The organism is uncultured Sphaerochaeta sp. (genome assembly GCF_963676625.2).
Taxonomy (GTDB): domain Bacteria; phylum Spirochaetota; class Spirochaetia; order Sphaerochaetales; family Sphaerochaetaceae; genus Sphaerochaeta.
Genome location: NZ_CAXXYB010000004.1, coordinates 654,138 through 680,714 on the forward strand (window position 1 = coordinate 654,138; position 26,577 = coordinate 680,714).

At 44.2% G+C, this 26,577-nt stretch carries 19 protein-coding genes; 8 read left to right on the forward strand and 11 right to left on the reverse strand.

Translation table 11 applies throughout. From position 1 onward, the window contains the following. Positions 1–64: 64 nt before the first annotated feature. Positions 65–1,324 carry an extracellular solute-binding protein gene (locus ACHZBG_RS06110; RefSeq protein WP_320128564.1) on the reverse strand — a complete coding sequence of 420 codons (1,260 nt, stop codon included), beginning with the start codon at positions 1,322–1,324 and terminating at the stop codon, positions 65–67. A 97-nt stretch (positions 1,325–1,421) separates the two neighbouring features. Here ACHZBG_RS06110 and ACHZBG_RS06115 point away from each other — a divergent pair, with 97 nt between their 5' ends. Then, complete coding sequence (locus tag ACHZBG_RS06115) at positions 1,422–2,582, forward strand: LacI family DNA-binding transcriptional regulator (protein ID WP_320128565.1); 1,161 nt, start codon at positions 1,422–1,424, stop codon at positions 2,580–2,582. 243 nt (positions 2,583–2,825) lie between these two features. On the opposite strand, the gene ACHZBG_RS06120 is transcribed toward ACHZBG_RS06115, so the two are convergent. The 8 genes from ACHZBG_RS06120 to ACHZBG_RS06155 all read right to left on the reverse strand — a co-directional run bounded on the left by ACHZBG_RS06120 (position 2,826) and on the right by ACHZBG_RS06155 (position 14,067). Then, positions 2,826–4,130 carry an ATP-binding protein gene (locus tag ACHZBG_RS06120; protein ID WP_320128566.1) on the reverse strand — a complete coding sequence of 435 codons (1,305 nt, stop codon included), beginning with the start codon at positions 4,128–4,130 and terminating at the stop codon, positions 2,826–2,828. A 920-nt stretch (positions 4,131–5,050) separates the two neighbouring features. Beyond that, the gene (locus tag ACHZBG_RS06125; protein WP_320128567.1) at positions 5,051–6,346 is read right to left on the reverse strand and encodes an AAA family ATPase; all 1,296 of its coding nucleotides are present in this window, start codon (positions 6,344–6,346) and stop codon (positions 5,051–5,053) included. Positions 6,347–7,056: 710 nt separating this feature from the next. Continuing rightward, a complete protein-coding gene (locus ACHZBG_RS06130; protein WP_320128568.1) occupies positions 7,057–8,478 on the reverse strand; it encodes a hypothetical protein in 1,422 nt (473 codons plus the stop codon). A 57-nt stretch (positions 8,479–8,535) separates the two neighbouring features. Continuing rightward, on the reverse strand, positions 8,536–9,543 hold the full coding sequence (locus tag ACHZBG_RS06135; protein WP_320128569.1) for a TRAP transporter substrate-binding protein: 1,008 nt from the start codon (positions 9,541–9,543) through the stop codon (positions 8,536–8,538). Between the two features lie 35 nt (positions 9,544–9,578). Next, positions 9,579–10,847 (reverse strand): TRAP transporter large permease, encoded by a 1,269-nt coding sequence (locus ACHZBG_RS06140; RefSeq protein WP_394699336.1) that lies wholly within the window; start codon positions 10,845–10,847, stop codon positions 9,579–9,581. Beyond that, on the reverse strand, positions 10,847–11,338 hold the full coding sequence (locus ACHZBG_RS06145) for a TRAP transporter small permease (RefSeq protein WP_320128571.1): 492 nt from the start codon (positions 11,336–11,338) through the stop codon (positions 10,847–10,849). Before ACHZBG_RS06145 ends, ACHZBG_RS06140 begins: the two co-directional genes overlap by 1 nt. After that, positions 11,322–12,251 (reverse strand): ROK family protein, encoded by a 930-nt coding sequence (locus tag ACHZBG_RS06150; protein ID WP_320128572.1) that lies wholly within the window; start codon positions 12,249–12,251, stop codon positions 11,322–11,324. Before ACHZBG_RS06150 ends, ACHZBG_RS06145 begins: the two co-directional genes overlap by 17 nt. Before the next feature lie 10 nt (positions 12,252–12,261). Continuing rightward, positions 12,262–14,067, reverse strand: a complete 1,806-nt coding sequence (locus tag ACHZBG_RS06155; RefSeq protein WP_320128573.1) for a class I mannose-6-phosphate isomerase — start codon at positions 14,065–14,067, stop codon at positions 12,262–12,264. Positions 14,068–14,265: 198 nt separating this feature from the next. On the opposite strand from ACHZBG_RS06155, the gene ACHZBG_RS06160 reads away from it, so the two are divergent. The 6 genes from ACHZBG_RS06160 to ACHZBG_RS06185 all read left to right on the forward strand — a co-directional run bounded on the left by ACHZBG_RS06160 (position 14,266) and on the right by ACHZBG_RS06185 (position 21,921). After that, positions 14,266–15,102: a MurR/RpiR family transcriptional regulator gene (locus ACHZBG_RS06160; protein ID WP_320128574.1), complete on the forward strand. Its 837-nt coding sequence runs from the start codon at positions 14,266–14,268 to the stop codon at positions 15,100–15,102. Then, entirely contained in the window at positions 15,099–15,974 is an 876-nt protein-coding gene (locus tag ACHZBG_RS06165; protein WP_320128575.1) for a hypothetical protein, read from the forward strand. The genes ACHZBG_RS06160 and ACHZBG_RS06165 overlap by 4 nt, the downstream gene beginning before the upstream one ends. 868 nt (positions 15,975–16,842) lie before the next feature. Next, positions 16,843–17,802 (forward strand): sugar ABC transporter substrate-binding protein, encoded by a 960-nt coding sequence (locus ACHZBG_RS06170; protein WP_320128576.1) that lies wholly within the window; start codon positions 16,843–16,845, stop codon positions 17,800–17,802. Positions 17,803–17,894: 92 nt separating this feature from the next. Beyond that, entirely contained in the window at positions 17,895–19,400 is a 1,506-nt protein-coding gene (locus ACHZBG_RS06175; protein WP_320128577.1) for a sugar ABC transporter ATP-binding protein, read from the forward strand. After that, positions 19,397–20,419, forward strand: coding sequence for an ABC transporter permease (locus tag ACHZBG_RS06180; protein WP_320128578.1), 1,023 nt, complete (start codon positions 19,397–19,399; stop codon positions 20,417–20,419). Before ACHZBG_RS06175 ends, ACHZBG_RS06180 begins: the two co-directional genes overlap by 4 nt. 23 nt (positions 20,420–20,442) lie before the next feature. Next, the gene (locus ACHZBG_RS06185; RefSeq protein WP_320128579.1) at positions 20,443–21,921 is read left to right on the forward strand and encodes a family 43 glycosylhydrolase; all 1,479 of its coding nucleotides are present in this window, start codon (positions 20,443–20,445) and stop codon (positions 21,919–21,921) included. 48 nt (positions 21,922–21,969) lie between these two features. Here ACHZBG_RS06185 and ACHZBG_RS06190 read toward each other — a convergent pair whose 3' ends face one another. Beyond that, positions 21,970–23,958 (reverse strand): LacI family DNA-binding transcriptional regulator, encoded by a 1,989-nt coding sequence (locus tag ACHZBG_RS06190; protein ID WP_320128580.1) that lies wholly within the window; start codon positions 23,956–23,958, stop codon positions 21,970–21,972. 255 nt (positions 23,959–24,213) lie between these two features. Continuing rightward, a complete protein-coding gene (locus tag ACHZBG_RS06195) occupies positions 24,214–25,098 on the reverse strand; it encodes a LysR family transcriptional regulator (protein ID WP_320128581.1) in 885 nt (294 codons plus the stop codon). A 256-nt stretch (positions 25,099–25,354) separates the two neighbouring features. On the opposite strand from ACHZBG_RS06195, the gene ACHZBG_RS06200 reads away from it, so the two are divergent. Next, positions 25,355–26,569 (forward strand): MFS transporter, encoded by a 1,215-nt coding sequence (locus tag ACHZBG_RS06200; RefSeq protein WP_320128582.1) that lies wholly within the window; start codon positions 25,355–25,357, stop codon positions 26,567–26,569. Positions 26,570–26,577 lie beyond the last annotated feature (8 nt).

Consider the following 26,577-nt stretch of genomic DNA (forward strand, 5'->3'; position numbering starts at 1 on the left):
TTTGTATATCCAGGGGGCCGGAAGGCTGAAGCTCTCCGGCCCTGATCAAAGGATGACAAACGAACTACAAAGCTGCCTTTGCAATCTTTGCATACGTAGAATCAAGGGCATCCAGGGTTTGATCTCGCGTGGTTTGTCCCGCGCAATAACCCTGAAGGATGGAACCCAGCTGCTGCTCGGTTCCGGTAGGGAACATCTGGTAGAACCAAGGATAACCAGATACCCCAGAAGCCAACAAATCCGAGGTTGCCTTGGCTATCTGGGAATCAGGAGCCGGAGCTCCGATAATCGGGGAAAGTTGCTTTACCTTACCAGGAATCCAATTCTTTCCGTAGTCGGAGGTAGTAAGCCATCTGAGCCAGTCCAGGGCCGCCTGCAGATTCTTGCTGTCCTTGGCAATGCGTATGGTCTGGTTGGAATCAAACATGATTCCGGCCGTTGAGGCATCGTTTCCGGTCGGTCCGACCAGAAAACCCAGTTCCACTTCAGGATTGGTCTTGCGGATAGAATCCTCAGCCCAGTTGCCTTGATGAATCATGGCTACTTTCCCGGTAGCGATCGAAGAAGTCTGGTCACTGAAATCCGATTCGTTCGGTTTCGGCCCACCATATTTTCCGATCAGGTCCAAAAGATCAAAGACCTGATTCATCTCGGGAATATCCTTGAATTTCAATTTCCCAGTATTGAGCATGGATACAAAGTTTTCATACCCGCCATAATTCTTGGCCGGGATTGCAGCCAGGGCCTGCCAGGCTGTCTGTGGAAGTACCCAATATTCCTTGAAACCGGTTGCAAACGGCTGCACTCCATTTGCCTGCAATTTCTTTGCCACGGCCTCGTATTCACTGAGCGTTCGAGGAAGTGTGGTAATCCCGTTGTCCTTGAATACCTTCTTGTTATAGATGAACGAATGGGACTGGACCAAGAATGGATAGCCTATCACCCTACCGTTTACTGTTACGCCTTGGAGGGCAGAGGGTTGGAGTTGCTTGATAAAATCCTCGTCGGTGAGGTCGTACACATAATCCTTGTAGGTTGAGTTGTCCGCATAGGCACTGCTCATGAAGATATCAGGGACATCACCTGAGTTCAATCTGCTGGTAAGCACGGATCGGTAGTCAGTCTGCAATACCGTGATATCCAGGGTAACTCCGGTTTCCGCTTTATAGGCGGCGATCATGTCGTTGTATTGATCCGCTAGCTCAGGGCTATAGAACAATACACTGAGGGTTGCAGGACCCTTGGCCTGTTCATTTTGCCCTGTAGCAAAAACAGGGCTGACAAGCAAGAGCAGAAGCATTAATACACTTAATGTCTTTTTCATGAAAATCTCCTTTTTCGTTTTCCCTTGCGCAGAATAACCAGTTATGTTATACGTATAACATACGAATAACCAGTTGTCAAATAAAAGAGTATATAGTATGTGTGATACAAAATTTACTGACGTATCAGGGAAAAATATTGTACTATTGACACCCAGAAGGGATGAGATGGGAATTACACAGAAAGATATGGCAAGAAATTTAGGAATATCGTTTATTACCGTCAACAGGGCATTGAACGGAACTGGCTATGTATCGGAAGAACTGAAACAAAGGATTTTCGATTATGCCCAGGAGCATAACTATGTGCCGCACAAGGCATCCCAGGTATTGGTACGTAACACTTCCAAACATATTTCCCTTTTCTCCTCTTCCCTTCCCGAGTATTTCTGGAACGATATCGGCCAAGGCGTGGAGATCGCCGCCCAACAGATCCGTCCCTTCAATTATGAAGTTACGTATCACCGAATCCCGGAACATGACTCAGAAACGTACCTCAGGCTTTTGACAGAGGATATTGAAAAAGGGACTGATGCCATTGCCTTGGTAAACCAGCGTAAGTACGATATGCCCGCAATATTCGAGTTGATACAGAAAGCAAACATTCCGTTTGTCACATTCAATACCGATGCACCCCAAAGTGAGAGACTCTGTTATATCGGAACTGATTACTCAGCAGGCGGTCGTCTTGCCGCCGACTTCATCGGAAGGGCCTTGCAGTTGTCAGAGAAACGGAAGGTATTGGTGATTCAATGCAATGAAGAGGATGTAAAGGTCACGGACTCTCCTGATATCAACAATATGCGTCTGGAAGGCTTTGCCTCTGTAATGGAAACCCAATACCCGCAGATTACCTGCAAGGTCGAATATATCAGCACGAAACTGCAACCAGGCTATAAAGATGACCAAATACTTGATGTACTGAAAAAATACCAGGACAAAGTCCAGGCTATTTACCTGATTCCTGCCTTCAATACTGATTTTCTCTCAGCCTTGAAGTCCCTCCCCCCCCAGAATGCAATCACGATCTTGCATGACTTGGATAGCTCGGCGGTCCTGGATCTGGAAACACGGATGCTTTCGGCTGTTGTCTACCAGAGTCCCGTGCTCCAGGGGTATTACACGGTCAAGGCACTGGAACAAATTCTTGAAGAAAAAAACCCAGAGAAAATCCCCGATATCGAGATAGTCCATACCCTGGTACTGGCTGAGAACAGCAACCTGATACGCTCGCAGAATGCGTTGTATTTCAACATATAAAAGAAACGGTGGTACTTGGCAAACTGAACCAATGAAATTGTAGGTCTTCCGGCGACATACATTATTGACTCTTCCACGACCAGGCTGCCCTCTATTAATACATGACTGATGGAAGCCTGCAGGATTTGTCTGTTACTGCAAATAAATAACTCTTACATCAGCATTACCCTTTAAAAAGGTTGTGCTGATTGCCTGAACCGATTGAGTGATGCCCCAAAAACCTAATTTCTCACCGTCTTCTTTTCAAGAGAAGGCCTTGTCAATCACCCCGATCGCCCACAACGGAAGATTCAGCAACCAATCCTCTTTTTTATAATCGGCAAGGGACGTCCTGACAGATATTGAAGGCTTATACTTCTCTGCATAGACCTTCAGACTCTTTGCCTTGAGATTTGTCTCGGCCTTGACCTCAAGGGGAATGATTTGAGAACCGGAATCAATTATAAAATCAACTTCGGCACTCCCCCGGTCATTGGTCCAGTAATATGTCTCGATGCCCTTTAGGGTCTTCAGTTGTTCAAGAACATATTGCTCGGTCAAGGCACCCTTGAATTCCTTGAATAAAACATTTCCTTCCAACAATACACGCTGATCCAGCCTTACCATACACGAAAGGAGTCCAACATCCAGGATGTATAATTTGAAAGCCTTGAGATCCTCATGGGCTTTCAGGGGCAGGCTCGGGACCTTTACACGACGAACCTCATGGACCAATCCACAATCCGTGAGCCAAAGCAGAGCCGTTTCATATTCCTTGGCTCTTGATCCTTCTTTAACCAGTCCATATAGAAATTTTTTATTCTCTTTGGATAACTGGGAAGGAATGCTGTTCCATAGCATTCGAATGCGAGGAACCAATTCATTGGGAGCATGCTTGGAGAAGTCTTGCACATAGGAATCCAAGATGTCCGATTGTATCTTCCTGACTTCGTTGAAATCCTTCTTTTGGACAAAGCTCATTACGACTTCCGGCATACCCCCGACGTAATAATACTGCTTAAGAAGATCCATATATTCCATTCTGAAGGTGGTTGCAAGTTCGAAATCTCCATCCTCCAGGAGTTTATCAAATCTTTCCTTTCCAAGAGCTATGAGAAACTCTCGATAGGAAAAGGGATAAAGGTCAAGAAATTCAACCTTCCCCACGGGAAAGGAAGTTCCTTGATGCAGAGCTATTCCCAGAAGGGAACCGGCACATACTATCTGATACTGTGGGGCATTCTCCCTAAAGTATTTCAAGGAGGCCAAAGCCTGGGGAACCTCCTGTATCTCATCAAAGATAAGCAGGGTATCCACCGGTTCAATCTTATGACCAGAATACAGCTCCAAGCCGGTAATGATTCTCTCAATTCTCATATCGGCGGAAAATAATTCTTTCATCTGGGGATTATTATCAAAATTGACATAGACTGTTTCCCTAAAGGCAATCCTTCCAAATTCCTTCAGGAGCCAAGTCTTGCCGACCTGCCTTGCACCCCTGATGATAAGAGGCTTCCGGTTACTTCTTTTTTTCCATTCTTGCAAGTCTTCCATTGCTGTACGATACATCTACGGGATTCCTCTCTATTGGTATTATGTATGCATATTACATTTATTACAACGAATATATGTACTAATATTACATTTTTTACGATGAATAATGTTAATATGGTAAAATTAAGACATTGTACTTGTCTTGTAAAAGCACTTGGCCTAATGAGTTTTCACTAAATATTGGGTTTTTGATCAAAATCGTTATAATAAGAAATCAAAGACCATTATTATTACGGAGATTGCAACATCGATGTTGCAATCTCCGTAATTTATACCAGTACTAAACTCAGAGAATCTGCTTTCTAGATACAGTCTCTTTCATAAAAACATCTTGTCATACCTTTGAGAATCTCTCTATAAAGACCAAAAAGACAATGGAATTTTCAAATCCCCAACTTTTTTTCAAGCAATTCGATGAACCTGAAAATCGGGGCCGAAGGATTTTGATAATCTGACAATCTTTTTCCCCTTATGACCGCTTCCTTTCGATTTTTCCATAACCAATTTTTTTGACTCTCTGACAAGCTACCTTTTATATAATTCTCCCATCCGGATAATCGCTTGAGTGCCTGAAGACAAGAAATAGTTGAAATACATGCATATTGATCCTTCTAATGCAGGAAGAACCACAGTTCAATGCAAGGATCACAACAAATCATTTCCCCATGACATTCCTTTACCTTCTCTGCAATGCCAGGACTATCCAGGTCGTACATCAGAAATGTATTGATAGTATCCTTTTTTTAAGCTTCTCGACCTTGATATACCGACTAATCATTTTGGGTGACAGCTGTTGTCCTGTTATCCTTGAAACAATTTTTATTTGTGCATGGTATCGGGTTCTAAGTAAATTGATATATTCATCCTCAGTAGCACCTTCACAGAAAACCATAATCATCGGCTTCATTTGCCTTTCAGGACTGGAATGCCTTGTGTTACTCATGCTGGCCATCCTTGCCCATCGAAAGTAATTTCTGCAAGGTCTCCATAGACGAACCTATTATGGGTACTGCATCAAAACGGCCTTGCAAGTATCCCTTCTCGGCATCCATATTCTCCCGGAAATCCTTGTAATCATATAATGAGTATACATCAGTGGAACCATCTTCCTTTTTCCGCACAAAAAGAATTTGATCACGTCGCAATGTATTCATATCAATGAGATTCGTATCATGGCTTGCGAAGAGGAACTGGGCAGAAGTACTGGCATGAAACAAGTCGAGGATAAAACTTGCCATAATAGAGTGCAAGCTTGCATCAAACTCATCAAGCAGGAAAGTTTTCCCATTGAGAACTACATCAATAAGCGATAGGAGGATGTGAAACAACCTATAAGTACCAGTAGACTCCTCGGTTTGCAAATCGAAGGGAATTGCAGGAGCATGGTTATGATAGGTGACAAACCTTACTCGGTCCTCTTTCCTTATTTCCATCGAGGCAGCTGCCACCGCTCCAGGACCAGGGCTCCTTGGCAGAGAAGGCCCAGTGACCAAAACCTGTTCCTTGAGTACCTTGATATCCAGGATATCACTGTCACAGATTTTCAGGGCATACTTGATAAGTTCCCTATTCTTTTCAAACAGGTTACGTGACGCCTCACTACTGTCAGGAGCAAGCCCCAGAATCATCTGGTTCATGAAAAAACGAAATACCGTCTTGCAAATCCCACGATCCATCTGACTTCCCCTACTGATATAGAGAGTCTTTTCGCTGGTACTCTGTGCTACATCCAGAGGTTTGGGTATCACACCCTCAGAAAAGCTATATTTTTGGACCTTATCACCCTTGGCCTGTTCATCTCGTATAAAGACTTTGGCTTTCTTGCCTTTTGGATAGTAGTGGAGACTCTCTTTCAAGATTGCATCCTTGGTTAAAGCAAACGCATACTCGTATTCAATATCCTCAAAGACAAAATCGATGAAAAATGTACTCGGGGCAGTAGATGATCCATCAAATTTAAAAGGCTCAAAGTTGAACATAGTATTCTCATTGTACATGTGGGATTCAAGGACTATCCCAGAACAGAAGGAAATCGCCTTGAAGATATTCGATTTTCCCGATGCGTTTGCTCCAAACAGTCCAAGGCTTTTCAACACTACCTCACCTTTCCACTTGAAAACATTGGAGGAGAGCCTCCGTGATGATTCGGTATTGATTTTCCCGGCACGAAAATCAATGCATATCTCATCCTTGATGGAATAAAAATTTGAAAGTCGCATCTCTAAAATCATAAATAACCCCTATTTTTGTAGCTTTACTACAAATTAATACTATTAATCCGATATTACAAGGAAATAGCATAGTAATATGCAAGAAATGGATTGTTTTATCACTTATTTCCCAGATAAGGGTTCCTGTGTTGGTTGGATCTACGCTGCTTAAACAAAAAAGGCAGAAAACTTTCTTTCCCATCAATCTTTCTCTATACGTTGTCCATTTTTCCTCAAGAATCTTGCTGGCTTTGGAATGACTATTTCTTTGATACGGATAAACTGGTGAAGACTTTTTTCCATACACAGAAAAAACCTTCCGAAGAAGGTTTTTCACTCTATATATAAAACTTTCGGAAAAGTTGGATATGAACGGAAACGGGCAAGTCCCTCCAATTCCCTGGCATGTATCCTGGATGGAATCCCCGTACCCCTAAATAAGGGAGAAACGACTTCGTCTGCTTCTGTATCCCTCTTTGGTACAAGAGGCCTGTCTTTCAGAACCATTACCAAACAAACCCCTGGAAGGAAGAAACCTCTCAGTGCAGGCCTTCCTTCCGCTCTTTGGTTTGTTACCCTGATTTAACCACTAGGCCATGAAGAAGGAATGAAAAGAGTATAAAAAAAGGATGAAATGCAGTGTTTTGGTACGATTATCCCTTACATTCTTGGCATAGCATCAAATCTTTCCCATCGGCAGGCAAAGGGTACTATACGATTTTCTTATAGTATTACAGCTCCACGTACTCTAGCTCCATGATCATGGCAAATTGTCTCAATTCTTTCAGATAATTTCCGGGAGCGACCGCATAATGTTGGGTTACCCCCACTCTGAGCAAAGATGCGCAGACCTCCTCCGTACGCTTTCCTGGAAAAGACAGGCATCCATGGGTATAACTTGCCAGTTGATGCTCCATCGAGTGTGCCTCGGCCAGGCAAGCAACCAATTTGAAGGTTCCTGCTCCAGTCTGGGAAATATGGACCAAGGTCTTTTCTCCCGCAGGAATGACATACCAGGCAAACGGAGCTCCGGCGTGCTTCCACTGGGATCTGGCAAAACGAATATCCCGGGCAATGATGGTCTTTCCCTTAGGATCGGTATAGTCATTGGGTCCTGCATGCACAACCATGAGCGTCCCATCATTCTCGATATATGCAGGTTCAATGATATTTACATGTTCCCCGCTCAGGCATTTCAGGACATACACTGCCAGGCCTACCCCAAGATCACCTTCGGGAACCACCGCAATGGAACCGTCATTTTCAGGAGTGGGACAGAACCCTGGCCTCAGCCCGATTCTCTGATACAGCACACTGTCTACATCGTTGAGTACCATCATGGAAATCGCATTGCTCCGGGCAACATCCTCCAAGGCAAGGGAAGCCTGCACGGAAGCCTTGAAATGTTGCATATCAACATCTGATCTACTCGAATATCTTTCGGTAAGAGTCTTGATGGTTCGCTCCACTCTCTCCTCAGTTACCAAATTGACGGCATCCTCCAGGGTTGCCACGGATATAAAACGTAATTCAGGACCAATCTTCGAGAAGAAGGAAAAAGGATCAACATACGTAGACCACATCACCTCATTGAACTGGGCAAGCAGGCCAAAAGTGCACTTTCTCAAGTGTGAACGCAGTGCCGCAGAGAGAGAGAACTGTTCCAATTCCTTGAGAATTTCGGGAAGTCTGCCGCAGGTCGAATATACCATGGGACGCTTCAACCTGGCTATGGAACCGGAACCCTCCAAAGCCCCTACCAGGCCACCGGTGGAAAGATACTCAATGAAAGCATCCTCCCCTTCAGTATTCTTATATGTAACTGGGGGAATTATATGGGCAAAGAAGAGAGGCAGGGGATACATGTCCCGAAGGAATCGAATCCAGGCAAAATCCTCGGACCAAGAGAGAAAAAAGGCACAGACACAATCGACCTTGCCGGAATAGAAACTATCCATGGCTAGATTTACATCCTTCCTGGTATAGATTTGCCCGGGATTTACAACCTCGGCAAATTGGGAAATCCCTTCAGAAATCTCGGAAAGCCTTTCCTGGATTCTTTCTTCATACAACAAGGGAGTTTCCTTTCCCATCCCCTTGAAGCGTGAACACGCTATCGGAAGCAATCCAATCCTGGCCGTCAACTTTTTCATGTGTCCCTCCCACAGGATTCAAGGAGCCGAAAAATCGGCTCCCCGATAAAATCCTACTTATTTTCCGCACTCAATAATGAACTTCAAGAAGTCCTCGCAATTGTTTTTCTTTGCAAACTCGTTCCAATACGGGGTAAAGATACTTACAAGCTTATCCTTATCCTGCAGTTCAATGACAACATTCCCTGAATTATTGAGTTTCTTGATGTAATCGGCCTCGGAAGATATGACTTCCTTGCGAAGGTCCGAGGTAGCCTCATCCATTGCTTTTTGCATCAGGACACGGTCCCGTTCAGGAATGCTCTCCCATAACTTCTCGTTGATGACAGGGGCATTTGATGAGAAAAGATGCCTTGTCATGATGATATACTTTCCGAGAGTGTAAAAAGATTGGGAATAAATAGCCTCTGTCGTAGTTTCCATACCATCGACGATGCCAGTCTGGAAACCAGAGAAGGTCTCTCCCCAAGGAATTACTGTCGGTTTGGCACCCAAGAGATTGAACATCGTCAGGTAGTTGTCCAAACCAGGGGATCTGAACTTTACCCCTTTGAAATCAGCAATCTTGTAGATCGGCTTTGAGGAACACATATTACGGAAACCATTCCACCACCAATCAAGAATCCTGATATTATATTCAGAAGCCATCCGTTCGTTGAGTTTCGCCACCATGTCACTGTCAAAGACCTTTTCCGCTTGATCCCAACTGGTAATCATCATGGGAAGCGAGGGCATGCTGTACTCGGGGATATAATTGATAAGATTGCTATTATCAATTATGCACATATCCATAAGTCCCAGGGATACATTGGTAGTCAGGTCAGTCATATTACCCAGCTGTCCCGCAGGATAAACGGTAATATGAACCCTCCCTTCCGTATACTGGTTCACCTTGTCGGCAAACAACTGGGAATACCGATGGATCGGCTGGTCAACCGCATTCTCGTGAGCCAGCTTGATTTCGATTGGACCGGTGGTCGCAGCATTTTCAACCTGTCCATTTGCATACGCCATTCCCATAGTCAAACATAGGAAAAGCATAACCAACATAACAACCTTTTTCATATTTCCTCCTAACAGGGATTTCTCCCTGCAATTCACTACATTACCGAAGGCAACCACGTAACAATCTGGGGTATGAAAATTACCAGGACTATCATCAGGGCCATCAACCCCACGAACATCCATATGGATCTGCAGACCTTGGATATATTTGCATTCTCAATACCCGCCACAATGTATAGGACAAGCCCGACAGGAGGGGTAAGTCCCCCGGTCGCTACGGAAAGCAATACGATCATGGCAAAATAGACAGGGTTCAAACCAAATTGGACTATGAAAGGAGAAAAGACCGGTACCATCATCAGCAGAATGGCATTGGAATCTATGAACAATCCCATAAGAACCAAAACCGCACTCATGAGTCCCAGGATAAAATACTTATTTGCCGTCAACCCACTCATGGCCCTTACCAACAAGGCAGGAAGATTCTCGTGGGTAAAAATAAAACCGAGCAAGCTTGCAAAGCTTATTACCAGAACAGAGGCTACCGTAGCCTTCATGGAACTCAGGACTCCTTCCTTTAGCTTTTCCATACTCAGGCTCTTGGTTATGAAACCATAGGCAAGGCCGTACATCACTGCAAGGACCCCAGCCTCAGTTGCCGTAACCACCCCGAGCAAAATACCGCCAATGATGATCAGGGGCATCATGAGCCCACCCAGGGCACCCCACAAACTCTTTCCGACATAGGACCAGCCCCTGAACGCCGTTGTGGGAATATGGTTTTTCTTCGCATACAAAAAACTATAGAACATATACATCAGGCCAAGACCTACCCCAGGGACAACACCGGCAAGGAATAATTGCCCTATTGAAATGCTCGTCACCCCTGAATACACGATCATGAGGATGGAGGGGGGAATGATCGGTCCCAGAACTGCACAAGAGGAGACCAGTGAGACCCTGAACCCCTCATCATACCCCGCCTCCCGCAATGGAGGCAGCATCAAGGCGCCTATGGCTGATGCATCGGCATTCGCCGAACCGGAAATTCCTGCCATGAGCATTCCTGAAAGGGCCGTGGTCTGGGCCAAGCCACCATGGAACTGACCGACAAGGGAATCGGCAAGTGCAACCAATTTTTTGGTGATTCCCGCTTCGTTCATGATATTCCCGGCAAGAAGGAACAAGGGAATGGCCATGTACGTGAAACTATCCATGGCACCAAAAAGCTTCTGGATCAACAACAGCGGGCTGAATCCCTTGGCAAAAAAGACAGAGATGAAGGAAGCCGCACAGAAAGTAAAGGCAAGAGGTGTACCAATGACTAGCAATACTACAAAGACTACCAATAAAATAGCTAACATCATTCACCTCCCCTTACAATCAGACGAAGATCAAGCAGTAATTGCTCGAAACACATAAGCATCAAGAACATACCACCCACAGGAATAGCCAGATAAGCCACATTCATGGGTATATGGATATTGCTGCCCAAGCCCATAATGTATTTATTTGTCATCTTGGAACAAAACAGCCAGCCCCATTTCGCAAGATAAAAGCTGCAGGCCAAGATAAATCCATCATTGAGCAGTTGCACATACCTGCGCGTGGGTTCCTTCAATTTCTTGAACAAGAGGTCAAATGCGGCATTCCCATGCTGCCGATATAAAACCGGCATATAGAGCATGATGGACCAGACAAACAAATATCGTGCCACCAGCTCTGTCCATGTCGTCGGCGACTGGAATACATATCTGGATATCACCTGTACGGCCACAAGTATCGTATAGACTATTAAAAGCGTCAGACAAAGCCAGGTAATTCCCTTGGACAACCCATCATAAAACCTTTTCATCGTAACCTCTTTTTCGGCCACTCTGCTTTGCATACAAAGCTGCGCCCTTCATCGACAAAACCTCGGATCCTTGTGACTGGTATATATAGGGAACCCGCTTACAATGTATTGCCAGTTCCTCGGCAAAGGCAGGGGCAAAAATCTCAAACGAGTTGGAAATTCTCCCTCCAAAAACCATGCAATCAAGAGAGTAGGAGTTAACAAGATCGGCTACGGTCAAGGCAAGGGCCCTTCCCATACTGTGATAGGTCTCACAAGCCACTTCATCTCCCTCTTTTGCCAACAAGCCAATCCGCCTTGCATCGAAGCATGTCTCTCTGCCCGACAACTGGTCATAGATGCGAGGGATTCCCTTACTGGCCACATAGGCTTCGATCGTGGCATCTTTATAGGGACGCTTATAAAGACCGAACTTTGGGATTCCCAATTCATTTGCTTCCATCCTGCCAGCTTTTACTATACCAAAACCCAAGCCGGTCCCGATGATAAACCCACCGATGGAGTGGAAGGCCCCTGCTTTTCCCATGGCAATTTCACCAAGGATAAGGCAATGGGCATCATGACAAAAGAACACGGGAATCGAGGAAGGCAATCCGTGGGAATGCAAATCCTTTACTAGATTGATTCCCTTGATGGATGCCCACTTATGATCCATCAGACTGATCCCCTGATAATAATCAAGAGGCCCAGGGCTGGAGAAAGCCACAGCAACCAAATCCAGCTCCAACTTTTTGGCTTTCTCCATTCCCTGCCTCGAAACTTCCCTGAATACACCAAGAAGGTCCTCTGTTTTCCCATCGGAATCAATCGGCAAGTATACCACCTCGTCCAATTGCTCCAAAGAATCGTAGTCCAGCAAGGCGAATTTAAAGGATTGTCCTCCTGCATCGACTCCCAAAATGGTCTTTCCCATTCGTAACCTCTCAGTCTCTTACGAGAACCTTATAGATAACCACCGGCTGGTTGCCATCATTGACAATCTCATAAGCTCCGATGGATGACGGAATGATCACGATATCAAGATAGTTCAAATGATAGCAATGCGAGGGATTGTTCTTTGACCGTACCGTAACTTTTTCCCCATCGACCAAGGCTATGACATGGAACTTCCCGTTGGTATTGCCCTCCGCCCTTTTATCAAATACAAGCTGCCTGCAGGTGTAATAGACCAATGGATCCTCACCGACCAGGTACTCTTCCCACCCCTCGCCTTTTTCCAGCAACTGGGCTGGTTTACATAGATGACGGTCTACGAAATCAGCATCTCGGTCGGTGGCGAGTACCTGTTTTCCATAGTAGCTATGAATCGGACGCGGTTTTCCATCAAGGTCCTCTCTCAAATAATCGTAGAGCTTGAACGTATAGGACCCAACGGTAAGACTTCCTATTTCCAGGATAACCTGATCACGACCTGAGGCATGGATGGTACCGCCGGGAAGAAGAAATTGCTTTCCGGGAACAGACTCTATCGCATGCACATACTCGTCGTACGGAACCACGCTCTTATCCTTTTCCGATTTCATGACCAAGTCCATGAATTTGTTCGGGTCAACGCCATTGTTGAATCCGCAATAGGTTTTGGCCCCATGACCGGTGGCAACGATATAATAGCCCTCATCCTGGGAACCATGTTCACCAAAGTTCTCTATGCAGAAGTCCTTGGGAGGATGGCACTGGATGGACATGTTACCTGCGGAATGGAACGTATCGTCATAGTTGAACCGGATGGGAAAGAATCCTTCGAAACGTTCGGTGATTTCCTTGCCCATGATCTTCTCACCCTGCTTCTGGACAAAGGTGTAAAAAGGAATTTCCACAAGGTGATGTCCCAGTTCGACAAGGATCGATACTTCCAGGGGAATAAGGTCGAAGACCCAGGCGATATTCTTGAACACATCAGGGAGCTTGCGTACGTTTCGTACATAATGGCCACCCCAGATACCTTCGATATAGACAGGCTTGCAACGGAAAGGATAATCGGCCAAGGAAGAAAGCACGCAATCAAGGGTTTCCTGATTGAGCAAGGCTGAGGACTCGTCATAATCACAAGCAAAATAATAATCCATCTTTTTTTGTCCGAACAAAGCCTTGCGAAGCTGAACAGCCAATTCCAGGTCGATGTAGTAGATCCTCCGCTGGATCATTTTGAGAGTCCTGACCTCGGTATCCCCCAGATTGGTATACATTCCGGCAATGGCGCGGAGCATTATTTGCTTTGGAGTGACATCCATGAATAAAACGGAATCGAGCAATGGCCAGAAATCCTCACTTGCCGAACCTAGGCCATACAGAACAATGATCGATCCCCGTTTTTTCTCTATCCTTATGGTTTCAAGCAGGACTTTGAGTTTCTTTTCATCGAATACGGAATGATAGGTGTCCTTGTAAAGCATCCCATATAACAGGACGGGATCCTTTACGGTATCCTCTGGAAGATTTTTGGAAAATTGCGCGGCCAATTCCTCACTTCCTTTATAGGTTGAAGCCACATCAAGGAAGATTGCTTCCTTTTTTGCCACCCTGAGGGTCTGTCCCAGGGAATTCGCAAAACGATCAAATTCTGCCGTAGGACAACCGTCAATTGCAAACACCTGGGAACCTTTTCCAAGCATGAGGGCTACATATTGGACGATTTGCTTATAACCAAATACAATACTATCAAGTGCGCTTGGTTCTATTACTGGACGATTGACGGGTGTCAAATCATCATACGGGTGTGGGTTGAACATAAAGCTCATTACTATGGCCTCCGATTTAATTTCAATTCAGTATATGTCACGTGAAATTTATTTGCAACAAATATTTTTTATGAAATTTTCTTTCATATTTAATAGCGATTTTTATTGCTTATTTTCATTGATTACATATACTTTATAGTGTATTAAGCGGTATATTTTTTGTTATAAATTTTCAACCGGAGCAATATTATGGTTTTAATTCCTATCCTTGACAACTATACCTTACTTACAAAAAGCGAAAAAACAATTGCCGATTATATCGTGAACAACCCTGAAAAAGCGTTTGAACTGAATGCGAATGAACTGTCCGAATGTACAGGGACTTCACCGGCAACCGTCGGAAGATTTGCCAGAAAAATCGGTTTCGAGAGCTTTGTTGATGCAAAGCTCAAGATGATAAGGATGTCAGGAAGCCAACAAGAGACAGGAAAAAGCCTCTTCATCAATAAAAACGATTCATATGAAGCCTGCACGCAGAAATTGCTTGCCCAGATTACGGATGTCTGCAATTCCGCATCACGAGGCGTGGACTTCAAGATGATGGAAGAGATTGTCAGGAAAATACTCAAGGCCGATACCATTTACCTTGCAGGCATTGCTGCCTCCTCGATCGTTGCCATGGATTTGAACCTGAAACTCATCAGGTTGGACAGGAAAACCCATTACTCGTTGGATCCTCATGTGAATCTCTTGGGGGCAATGACCTCCACGAACAAAGATGTCCTCATTGCCTTCTCTTATTCCGGCACTACAAAAATTGTAGTGGAGACCCTGAAAGAGGCAAAACGCAAGGGAGCCTATACCATAGCCATAACAGGAAATGCCAATTCCGACCTAGCCCAACAGGCAACAAGAACCCTTTCAAGTCCGGCCTTGGAACAGAAATTACGAATAGGGGCTGTCAGTTCCCACTATTCCCAGCAATTCATAAGCGACCTGCTCTTTTTGAGCCTGATCACCAACTTGTACGATGTCGCCGATTCCCTGATCATGAATACGTCCGACGTTCTGGATAAACTCAAATGAACGACACCCTTATACTGAGAAATAACCACCTCCTGGTCGAATTGGCAAAACCAGGAAAAGTATATGGAGGCTCCCGTTTTGACCGGGGAGGATTCATCAAACAGATTACCCTGGACAACACGCACACTTTTCTGGGAAAGGAACAAACCAAAAACGGTCTGGGAACAAAAGGCCTGGGGATGATCCATGGATGGCTTTGGAAAGAGGCTGGTTTTCTGGGACAGGCTGAATATATGCCGGTCATCGGGGTGGGTACCCTTCACAACCCCACAAAGAAACCCTACGACCTGAAAGAGTCTTACGAGGTTGAGCAAGCAATGCATACCGTCCTTGCCCAGGATAGCCAGTATGTCTCCATTACCTCGCACCAAGTATTTTCTGATTATCTGAATCTGGAAATCGAACGTTCTTTTTCGCTGGAAGAAAACCAGGTAACAATAACGTCAACAATACGAAACCTGGGCACAATGCATCTCAAGGCAGAAGAATACAATCATAATTTTTTATGTTTCGACGAACAGTATATAGATTCAACCTACAAGGTATCCGCAAATAGCGAGCCAATGGACATAAGCATAGTAAGGGGGGAAGTAATATCAGGGATGAACTATTATAGGCCTCTCTTTTTTGAAGAGAACCTGGGAACCTTGGCCCTCACCTTCGACTGCCGGCACTATGCAAACGAATCCGTACTGACCATCGAGAATGAAAAAACCCATACAAGGATGATTCTCACGGACTCGTTCAGGCCCAGCAGGACCTACCATTGGATCAGTCCCTGGTGCCTTTGCCCCGAGACTTTCAAGAATATCAATTTGAAAAGCGGAGAAACCGAAACCTTCACCAGGAGCATCTCAGTCCAAATGATGTAGTATAAAAGGAATGCGTGAAATCCCCGTAGCCAAATACACAGAAAAAACCTTCCGAAGAAGGCTTTTTTATCTATAAAACTTTTGGAAAAGTTGGATATGAACGGAAACGGGCAAGTCCCCCCAATTTCCTGGCATGTATCCTGGATGGAATCCCCGTACCCCTAAATAAGGGAGAAACGACTTCGTCTGCTTCTGTATCCCTCTTTGGTACAAGAGGCCTGTCTTTCAGAACCATTACCAAACAAACCCCTGGAAGGAAGAAGCCTCTCAGATCAGGCCTTCCTTCCGCTCTTTGGTTTGTTATCCTGATTTAACCACAAGGCCATTAAGAAGGAATGAAAAGAGTATAAGAAAAGTATGAAATACCGTATTCCTGTTTTTACAAGCCAAGATAAACAAAACACATTGAGGACCAGGTCCTGCCCTGCTACGGACGTAAAAATGAGAAGAAAAGAATGATTTGAACAGAATGCTTGATAGCCCTTAAGACTCAAACTGGTTTTATTTTTAAATCGTATTCCATCAGTCATGGATCCCCGGCAAATATCCGTGGAATATCTATGTCCAGGACTGTTTCCTTTCCTTTTTTACTTCATCTGAACAGAAAGACAACCATTGTTGTCATGCACATCGTAATTTAGGTTATATTTATTTTTTTACGTAAATAAAAGATTTTTAACAAGATTTTCGCCATTTTTTACTTTGATTAAAATATATATCAAACTTTTTATTGACATACTCCTAATACAATGCTAAGTTTTACGTAAATATATATAAAAAGTATAGAAAAATGCGATTTATACATTATTGCTAAAGTGTAATTTTGAGGGCGGGTGAACCCCAAAATAAATAATTGGAGGATTGGAAAATGAAAAAAAAGGTATTAGTAATCTTATTGCTCAGTCTCATGCTATTTAGCGTGCAGGTATTTGCCAATGGAAAAAAGGAAGTCGTGAGCAACAAAGGACAACTACGTTTCGCTTTTTTGCCGAATACGCAAAACAATACATTCCAGAGTACCATGAATGATACATTCAAAGCTCTTTGTGAAGCGAATGGCATAGACTATACTTGTCTTGACCCTGACTATGACTTGAATACCCAATTGAATCAGCTTTCGGATGCTGCAATCCAGAAGTTTGACATGGTATTCATAATTCCCGTTGACTCAAACGGAATCACGGCAGGATTGATGGAATTGAAAGCTGCCAAGGTGCCGGTAATCAATGTGGACACTTCTGTTGGCAAGGATGACCTTCCATTGGTTTTATCCGTGGTTGCCACGGACTGCTTTCAGGCCGGCCAATTGGTTGGTGCTGAAATGGTCAAGAATTATCCTGATGGAGCGAACATAGCAATCCTTGATTTTCCCTCAAACGAAAGTTGCATTGACCGTGTAAATGGTTTTCTGGACGGATTGAAGGTAAATAAGAGCAAATTTACGATTGTTGCACAACAAGACGGTGCTGCAGCCCTGGACGTATCAATTGGATTGGCAGAAGATATCATAACCGCAAATCCTACGATCGATGCCTTTTTCTGTATCAATGATCCCTCTGCACTGGGTGCGGCTGCAGCCGTGAAGTCTGCTAACAAATCAGGACAGATTGCCGTGTATAGCATTGATGCATCCCCTGATGGAAAGAAAGCACTTGTTGAAGGTGATTTTGCCGTTGTTGCAGCACAGGTTCCCATTGAAATAGCAAAATACGCATTCCAACAGGCCTTGGACGTCCTCGATGGTAAGCAAATCAAGAAGTCTGTATATCTTGCCTCTCATCTAGTAACCGTAGAAGAAGCAAAAAAGACCCTCAACGATTGGCAATAATAGCGTAATCGCTTGATTTAAAGGAAGAAGGAACATCTTTTTGGATTCCTTCTTCCACTTTCCTGACCATTATCTAAAAAGGAGAAATTTTTGTGAGTTCCCTTCTTGAAATGAACAATATTAAGAAAAGCTTCTCTGGAGCCAAAGCTTTGGACGGAGTTGATTTTACCCTTGAACAAGGCGAAGTTCATGCTCTGCTGGGGGAAAATGGTGCAGGAAAATCGACACTCATCAAAATCCTGGGCGGAATCATAAAACCTGATGACGGTATCATCCACATCAACGGGGAAAAGGTCAGCATTGAAAATGTATCGGATGCAAGGGGACTCGGAATTGGTGTCATTCATCAAGAGATAGTCTTGGTCCCCTATATCTCTGTTGCCAAGAATATTTTCCTTGGACGGGAACCTGTTTCTCGTTTAGGTATCCTTGATGAAAAACAAATCAACACCCGGGCTCAGGAAATGACTGATTCACTCGGCCTCTCGCTTGATGTCACGAAAAATGTCGAGGAACTTACCATAGCCCAGCAACAGATGGTGGAGATCGTCAAGGCAATTTCCTTCAATGTAAAAGTTTTGGTAATGGATGAACCGACTTCCTCCCTGAGTGAAGAGGAAGTTGGAAGACTGTTCGAAACGATTTCACTTCTCAAGAAACAAGGGGTGAGCATTATTTATATTTCTCACCGCATGGATGAGCTTTTTCGTATTTCAGACAGGATTACCGTAATTCGTGATGGTATATATGTCGGAATGAAGAATACCAAGGAAACGACGGTCGAGGAACTTGTATCCATGATGGTTGGCCGAACCCTGGAGAGTTTTTATAGCAGGACCTTCAATAATCTTTCGCAAGCAAAGACAGTATTGGAAGTGGAGAATCTTTCCGCAGGGAAAACCTTCCATAATGTAAGTTTCAAGGTAAGGGCAGGAGAAATATTGGGGTTTGCCGGACTCATGGGCGCAGGGCGAAGCGAGATCATGATGAGCCTTTTTGGATGCACCCCCCATCGAACAGAAGGCACGGCGTTTCTGAATGGAAAAGAGATTGATTTCAAGACTCCCCTCGAAGCCATCAAGAATGGCATCGGATTCGTGCCTGAGGACCGCAAGGGACAAGGTCTGGTCCTTTCCAAAAGCGTGGGATATAACATTACACTTGCTTCCCTGCATTATATCATGAAAAATTTTGTCATTAGTAAAACAAAAAGAAAAGCTACGATAGATACCTATATTTCAGATTTGAAGATCAAGGCAATATCGAACGAAGTCGAGGTATCCAGCTTGTCCGGAGGAAACCAACAAAAAGTGGTATTGGCTAAATGGTTGGCTACCCGTCCTTGCCTCTTGATTCTCGATGAACCTACCAGGGGCGTTGATGTAGGGGCCAAATTCGAAATCTATTCAATAATAAATAAACTGGCAGCACAGGGCATGGCTATTGTCTTTATTTCAAGCGAATTACCGGAAATCGTCAATATGTGTGACTCTGTATGCGTCATACGCTCAGGAAGATTGGTAAAGCAAATTCCTCGCGAACAGTTATCTCAAAAATATATAATGTCCTATGCGGCAGGAGGATCTGAAACAGAATGAGAACCAATATATGGGGAAATAGGCTACACAATAATTCAATAGTGGCCATGGTCAAAAAGAATGCAGGAATTTTGGTTGTTTTATTCGTTTTTGGACTTCTTCTTTCCCTCATGACCGATACATTCCTGACCAACAACAATATAATATCCGTGCTTCGCCAAATATCAATCAACATGTTCATAGCCCTTGGCATGACCTACGTCATTATTCTGGGTGGCATAGATCTTTCTGTCGGTTCCATTGTTGCTATGAGCGGAACCTTGACTGTCGGCTTTACAATGACCCAAGGCCTTCCGTTATGGCTTGCCATTTTATTGGGATTGGCCATCGGATCCCTTGCAGGATTCTTGAATGGCTTGATCATTGCAAAATTCAAGGTCCCGGCATTCATCGTGACCATGGCCATGATGAATATTGCCAGCGGGATTGCCTATGTCTACAGCGGCGGACGCTCAACCCGTATCAAGGACCCCTTCTTCATCAAGATCGGCACAGGATACCTATTCGATGTCATCCCGCTCCCTGTTGTCTATATGGCAGTACTTATCGCCCTATTTTCCTTTCTTCTCAATAAAACAAAATTTGGTACCTATATCTATGCAATCGGGGGAAATCGGGAATCTGCCAGATTAAGCGGTGTTCCTATCTTTAAGGTAGAAATTATAGTCTATACCATAACCGGTCTTCTTTCAGCCTTCGCAGGCTTGGTCCTTTCCAGCCGAATGTATAGTGGGCAACCTTCCGTGGGCAGTGGCTACGAACTTGATGCAATTGCGGCTTGTGTCCTCGGTGGAGTCTCAATGTCCGGAGGCAAAGGCAGCATCAGCGGAACCGTAATAGGAGCTATGGTAATAGGAATCATTTCCAACGGTCTGAACCTGATGGGCGTCAGCTCTTTCTGGCAACTCATTGTCAAGGGCATTATTATTTTGTGTGCAATTCTCATCGATACACAAAAAGGAAAAGAGAGCATTGTATTGCGAACGGTAGGGCGTGCAATAAACCACAAAAATAAATAATTCGAAAAGCTTTGGAGATCAACATGAACCTTATTCACAGGCCCTCACCTGCAACCTCGACGGGAGATGCAATTCCATTTTACCATGCAGGTATATATCATATTTTTTCCCTTACTCCCCCATCAGGGACAACTGTTTATCCTGCACGCTTGAGGACAATCTGGAGCCACATGGTTTCAACAGATCTGGTACATTGGGAAGAAGTCCTTCCTTCCCTCTATCCCAGTGACAATCCCCAGGATCCCGATGCGTCGGGAATCTGGACGGGCTCGGTTCTCTATGGAGAAGGAAAATATCATGCCTTTTATACCGGGTATAGCCTGTCCTGTACCTATCAGCAAACCATTTGCCATGCAACCAGCGAAGATAGCATCCGATGGACAAAGGATAGTAAAAATCCTGTCATAATTCCTCTGGTAGAACAATATGAAGATCTTGACTGGCGTGATCCCTATGTGTTTTTCAACGATGAGGATGGCATGTATTGGATACTCATTTCTGCAAGAAAGAAAACGGGGGCTATCAACAGAAGAGGTGTAATCATTCTCTACAGGTCGAAGGATTTGAAAACCTGGACCTACTATGGTCCGCTTTATGAACCAGGGAATACCAATTGCCCGGAATGTCCCGAGATGTACAAGATGGGCAAGGTCTGGTATCTCTCCTATTCCAGATTCTCTGAATTCGTGAACACGTTATACCGAGTTTCCGATTCTCCCTTCGGGCCGTGGAGGACTCCACGCCAAGACGGTATCGGGGGAAGACGTTTTTATGCTGCGAAATCCATGCAAAACGACCAAGGCCGCAGGTTTTATTTTGGATGGGCCCATGATCGGGCAGGAAATAGCGATACGGGAGAATGGTATTGGGGCGGAGTTTTTGGGGTTCCCCATGAAGTGATCCAAAATACCGAGGGAGAACTGGATGTAAAGCTTCCTGAAGAAATTGAAGGGCAAATGGTCGACCCCATTGCCTGGAAATACAAACCGGTTGAAGGGATTTCCCGCTTGATCACTCCAAAAATTATTTCAATCTCTTCCATCAGCACGACTACCTATGGTTTTTTTAACATCCAAGATTCGGGTTTCATATTTAAATGCACGATTACACCTCATGAGGCAAGAGATTCTTTTGGGCTTCTGTTGAAATCTGACAATGAAGCAAGTTCCTGTTTGGTTCTTTCGTTTGAGACAGCCATGCAAAGGGTCTCGCTACTTAACCTTCCCATGAGTGTCGACCCTTTCTGGCAACAATCCTGCCAGGCAATTCCTGAACCGAAGGACCCCGGTCCCGACGGATTCAGGGTCTGTGAGAAGCCTTTCCCTATTTATGATAATTGCGGAATTACGGTCAAGGTAATAGTCGACAATGACCTGATTGAACTTTTCATAGGAGATAAAATTGCATTTTCCTATCGTTCCTATGCACAAGCAGAGCATCAGCTTGGCTTGATTGTCCAGGATGGAAATGCGGAATATAAGGATATCGAGATACTGAAATAGTACAAGAATCAGCGATATCCATTTTTCTGACAGCCGCCAACAAAATGCTCAAATGAGTTTTTTCAATTCCTGCTCCAAGGTCAGTGGAATTGATTCATGAAGAATTTCTTTCCAGGCCTTGACCATGTTCTTGGGTTTTACACTATACGGTGGTACTCCTATATATTTGGGAATATCGTTGCTAACCAATGATTTGGCAACTATAAGAGCTGTTGCTTCGCCCTGATCATAGGGACGCTGGGTACTGAGTCCCCTGACCATCTGCCTCTTTGCCAGATAGGAAGCAATTTTATAATCCAAATCGAAAGTAAAAATAGAGATGTCCGTCCTCCCAAGTTCCTCCAAAGCCTCGATGGCAAACAATGCCGGTTGATCCCAGGAAATATACAACCCCTCAAGATCAGGATGAGTTAGTACCATTTCCTTGCAAATATCATGAGCATGGCTGATCGTGCCAAAGGCCTCTACACTGACAATATCGATATTTGGATAATTTTCCCTGACAACTTGTTCTGCCACGGAATCCCTGAGATGAGTACCATAAAAAGGCGCCCCATGAATGATAAATCCCACTTTTGGATGATTCTTATGCTTGAAATAATCTCCCATCATCATACCGGTACTGCTTCCATTTTCCCGTTCATTGACGGAAACACAGGAAATATAGGAATTCTTTGACAACCCTTCAGGAACATTGCTTATAAAAATCAGTTTTATTGTTTTTGACAATTCGTTGAACATCTGGGCTGTTATTTTATCATCAGTTGGTATTGCAATCAAAGCGTCAGGTTTTTGAAGAGCAATCGCCTTCAATTGAGCTACTTGCAAAGCAGGATCAAACTGGGCATCCATGACAGAAACCACAGAAATGCCATAAATCTCCAAGGTCTTGCGAATACCCCTTTCATGGAGCCTGGCCCAAGCGTTTCCCCCAAAATGGAAGGAGATTGCAACTCGGTAATGTCCTTCAAGGAGTTTTTCCTTTTCTTCTTGTGACAATACAATTTCATCAGAAGAAACCGCTTCTTCCCCAAATGGACCGCGATCTACTATCCTTGTTGATTTTCGCAGGATCAATTCGCCTTCGACTCTTCTCATTCTTTCCAGAACAGGAATATCTTTCATCAATTGGGAGAGCATGGAAAAGGCCAGCTCGGAAAGGGCCTTGGAATCTTGCTGTATAATTGTCAACGGTGATAGTACCAATTCGCTCCAAGGAGTATCCCCAAAACCGATGACAGATATATCCTGAGGATATTCCTTGCCCATTTCCTGGAGTTCTTTCAACAAGCAAAGCGTCAGGTTATCGGAAGTCGATATAATACCTGTTGGATTGATTTTTTCGATGGCCGAATGTATTTCCTGTTGGATTGATTTCTCTGAGCTGAGTTGCAAAACTGACGTATGCCTGTACAACAAGTGGTTATCAAGCAGGGCCTGCTTGAATCCTGCAGTTATATCGGAGTTGGGATATTGCAGAAGCATCAAGGTTTCATGCCGACTTTTTATCAGATGCTGGGTTGCCTGATAGGCAGCTTTATAACTATCCCAGAGTACAGTGCAGATATCGTCATTGCGAACCTTTTTCCCGATACAGACAAAAGGAATTTGTGACCGTATCAATTTCGTATAGTTTTTTGGGTTATCGCTTGCAGGAACTAAAAAAATACCACCGATCTTTTTATCAACCATCAAACGGTGAAGGATGAATTGTTCTATTTTAAGGTCACCCTTTGTCTGGTAAAGGCATAAGCTATATCCTTGCATAAAGCAATGTTGATCAAGATCCGTCGCAAGTTTGCAGAATATTGACTGAGACAGATTGGGAACCATCAATACAATTACCGTGCTGTTGCCCAACAACAGTTTTTTCTCATTTGTCTTGTTCACATAACCTGTTTCCACCATTGCTTCTTCAACTCTTTGGATAAGTTCAGGACGGACATAGCGAGTTTTATTGATGACATGCGATACGGTAGCAATGGAAACATCAGCAAGGATTGCCACTTCCTGTATTGTCGGTTTTTTTTTGTCCATAATATCTCTATTTACGCAAAACTTTGGATATTTCATCTTATCATTTGAAAGTAATTCCGTCAATTTTGAATTTGAATGGCAAAATTACTTAAATTACGGCAACTATTCGCAACAGTGAATAATCTTCTTTTCTTTTCAACGAAAAAATGATGCATCAATAAACAAACCTTCACTTTCTCTAGAGGGAATTGCCTTGTTGCGAAAAGGAGAAAAAGGGGTAAGTTGCAAAAAAAGATTTGATCTCTTCCAGGAGCATCAAATCTTGGATATGTCAGCTTTCAGTTCCGAAAGAAATTTCTGCAGCACTACGTTTTTGTTGTTCCGTATCCAATAGGCATTCACGGCAAAGGGAACATCCTCGACCGTTTGATCGATGAACACGATCTTCTCCTGGTTTACAAAGCTTTTCACTTCAGGCAAGAAGCAAATTCCCGCGTTTATGCTTACCAGCATGATTGCATCGTCCATATTCTCCACCAAGAAAGACTTGTTCGATAACTGCCCGGGATTCTCCTGTGAATGGTGTGTCTCATAACAGGCAAGCTGCTCCCGGTTCTTGATATAGGAGATTACTTGCGCTCCTTCCAAATCTTTTCTCTCTATCAACGTTTTACTGGCAAGATAATGATCTTTATGCACGCACAATTTAGGATAAGTTTCCTGCACTTTCAACTCCTCGATCTCCTCGGAATCGATGCAAAAGGAAAATCCTACATCAATAGTATCATTGAGGATATTCGTCTTCATATCCTGAAAATTGCATTGTACGATACTGACCTTCACCTTAGGATAACCGGCATGAAAGGTTGCGAGCATGGGAGCTATCACTTCCCTGTCGAACATGCTGAAAAACCCGATTCTCAAGATTCCTTGGTATCCTTTCTCCACTTCCCGGGCCTTGAGAATGGCATTCTCGTATTGCCGCAAAAGACGTAGGGATTCTGTAAGAAAAACCTCCCCAGCTGCTGTCAATTGTACGGTTTTCTTGTCCCGGTTGAACAACTTGGCTCCGACTTCATCCTCCAAAACGGCAATTTGCTGACTTACCGCTGTCTGGGAAACATACAGGACCAGTGCTGCCTTCGAGAAACTTTTGAGACGGGCAACCTCGACAAAATAGGTAATCTTTCGTAGTTCCAAGAGAAACTCCTTTGGGTTTGCATTCCTTCAATACTAACAGGCTCTTTCTGTATTTTATAGTCCTTCTCTCGTTATTCATAATCAAGACTACATCTATAGCTTTGCAATGAAAGGAATAATTTTCTTTGTATAAGTTTTTGTTGTTGGGTAAGAACTATTCTGTGTTGGACAGGAACAATCGGTATCTATACGATGATATCGATAAAAAAAGATCTTAATACACATATTAAGAGAAACACCAAGGGAGAATTGTAACGTGAAGAAAGAACACACCGGATATGGTTGGATCATCTTTGCTATTTTTTGTTTAGGAGCGTTTACCTACCAGTATACGCAGTATCAATTGTCGATCGTAAGCGGAGACCTGATCACCGCATTGGGACTCAATGCCACTCAGTTCTCAGCAATCTTCTCATCCCCAATGGTGCCGGCAATCTTCTTTAGCATCATCTTCGGGGTTATTGCAGATAAAGTCGGCATGAGACTACTCATTGCCCTTGCCATGTTGCTTTCCTGTATCGGGGGAATCGGGCATGTCTATGCAACCAGCTATGGCTCTTTTTATGCCATGATGTTGCTTACCGGATTTGGCGCGGTAGCCGTCAATGTAACGTGCGGGAAAATGTTCAGCATGTGGATCAAGCCTGAATTGATCTCCGTGGTAATGGGAGCCTTCCTTGCAGCTTCCACCATCGGACAATTCGTAGCTCAGTCAACTACGGTTTTCCTGGGAAATTTCAAGACCGCTTTTTGGGTCTCAGCCATTTTGTGCTGTGTTGTCTTTCTCCTCTGGACCATTTTCGGAAAGGACAAGAAAGAACAGCTGGTCCTGCAGGAAAAAGCACCTTCCATCAGGGAAACTTTGAAGGTTGTCCTTTCCAGCAAGAATATGTGGCTGTGCGCCCTTGGCTTGTTTATCATCCTTGGTTGCCAGGTTGCCTTCAACATCTGGATACCCACTGCCTTGATCTCCAAGGGAATGACGCCGTCACAAGCCGGCTTGGTTGCCTCCATTGTCAGTTTCGGTAACTTATGCGGAGCCTTGTTCATGCCGATGCTCGCTGCAAAGGTGGGTAAGGACAAACCCTTCATCCTGGTATTCACGCTAGTCTGTGCCGTCGGGTATGCCTTTGGATGGAACCTCAATGGCATCGTATGTTATATCTCTTTCTTCATTTTTGGTTTGTGTGCTGCGGCTCTTATGCCATTCTTCATTTCCATGCCGCTGAAGTTCAAGGAAATTGGACCACGGTATGCCGGTACCGCCATTGGTTTCATCGCTACCATCGAGTTGTTGGGTGCCGTTGTATTGCCTACCTATCTCATACAGCCGTTTGCCCTGAAGGACGGCGTCATGAACTTTTCAATCTACTACTATGCCATAGGTATTGCCTGGTTGTTTGCTTTTGTCATCGCGCTACTGATTCCCGAGACTGCCATAAAGAAAGCGGCAAAGACAAAAAGCCTGTAAGGCCCAGA

What these genes read in the sequence shown, in the direction of transcription:
- ACHZBG_RS06190 (WP_320128580.1), bottom strand. Translation starts at nt 23,958, where the DNA reads ATGGACAAAAAAAAACCGACAATACAGGAAGTGGCAATCCTTGCTGAT.
- ACHZBG_RS06180 (WP_320128578.1), top strand. Translation starts at nt 19,397, where the DNA reads ATGAGAACCAATATATGGGGAAATAGGCTACACAATAATTCAATAGTG.
- ACHZBG_RS06135 (WP_320128569.1), bottom strand. Translation starts at nt 9,543, where the DNA reads ATGAAAAAGGTTGTTATGTTGGTTATGCTTTTCCTATGTTTGACTATG.
- ACHZBG_RS06170 (WP_320128576.1), top strand. Translation starts at nt 16,843, where the DNA reads ATGAAAAAAAAGGTATTAGTAATCTTATTGCTCAGTCTCATGCTATTT.
- ACHZBG_RS06160 (WP_320128574.1), top strand. Translation starts at nt 14,266, where the DNA reads ATGGTTTTAATTCCTATCCTTGACAACTATACCTTACTTACAAAAAGC.
- ACHZBG_RS06140 (WP_394699336.1), bottom strand. Translation starts at nt 10,847, where the DNA reads ATGTTAGCTATTTTATTGGTAGTCTTTGTAGTATTGCTAGTCATTGGT.
- ACHZBG_RS06165 (WP_320128575.1), top strand. Translation starts at nt 15,099, where the DNA reads ATGAACGACACCCTTATACTGAGAAATAACCACCTCCTGGTCGAATTG.
- ACHZBG_RS06150 (WP_320128572.1), bottom strand. Translation starts at nt 12,251, where the DNA reads ATGGGAAAGACCATTTTGGGAGTCGATGCAGGAGGACAATCCTTTAAA.
- ACHZBG_RS06125 (WP_320128567.1), bottom strand. Translation starts at nt 6,346, where the DNA reads ATGATTTTAGAGATGCGACTTTCAAATTTTTATTCCATCAAGGATGAG.
- ACHZBG_RS06185 (WP_320128579.1), top strand. Translation starts at nt 20,443, where the DNA reads ATGAACCTTATTCACAGGCCCTCACCTGCAACCTCGACGGGAGATGCA.
- ACHZBG_RS06145 (WP_320128571.1), bottom strand. Translation starts at nt 11,338, where the DNA reads ATGAAAAGGTTTTATGATGGGTTGTCCAAGGGAATTACCTGGCTTTGT.
- ACHZBG_RS06110 (WP_320128564.1), bottom strand. Translation starts at nt 1,324, where the DNA reads ATGAAAAAGACATTAAGTGTATTAATGCTTCTGCTCTTGCTTGTCAGC.
- ACHZBG_RS06130 (WP_320128568.1), bottom strand. Translation starts at nt 8,478, where the DNA reads ATGAAAAAGTTGACGGCCAGGATTGGATTGCTTCCGATAGCGTGTTCA.
- ACHZBG_RS06120 (WP_320128566.1), bottom strand. Translation starts at nt 4,130, where the DNA reads ATGTATCGTACAGCAATGGAAGACTTGCAAGAATGGAAAAAAAGAAGT.
- ACHZBG_RS06115 (WP_320128565.1), top strand. Translation starts at nt 1,422, where the DNA reads ATGTGTGATACAAAATTTACTGACGTATCAGGGAAAAATATTGTACTA.
- ACHZBG_RS06155 (WP_320128573.1), bottom strand. Translation starts at nt 14,067, where the DNA reads ATGTTCAACCCACACCCGTATGATGATTTGACACCCGTCAATCGTCCA.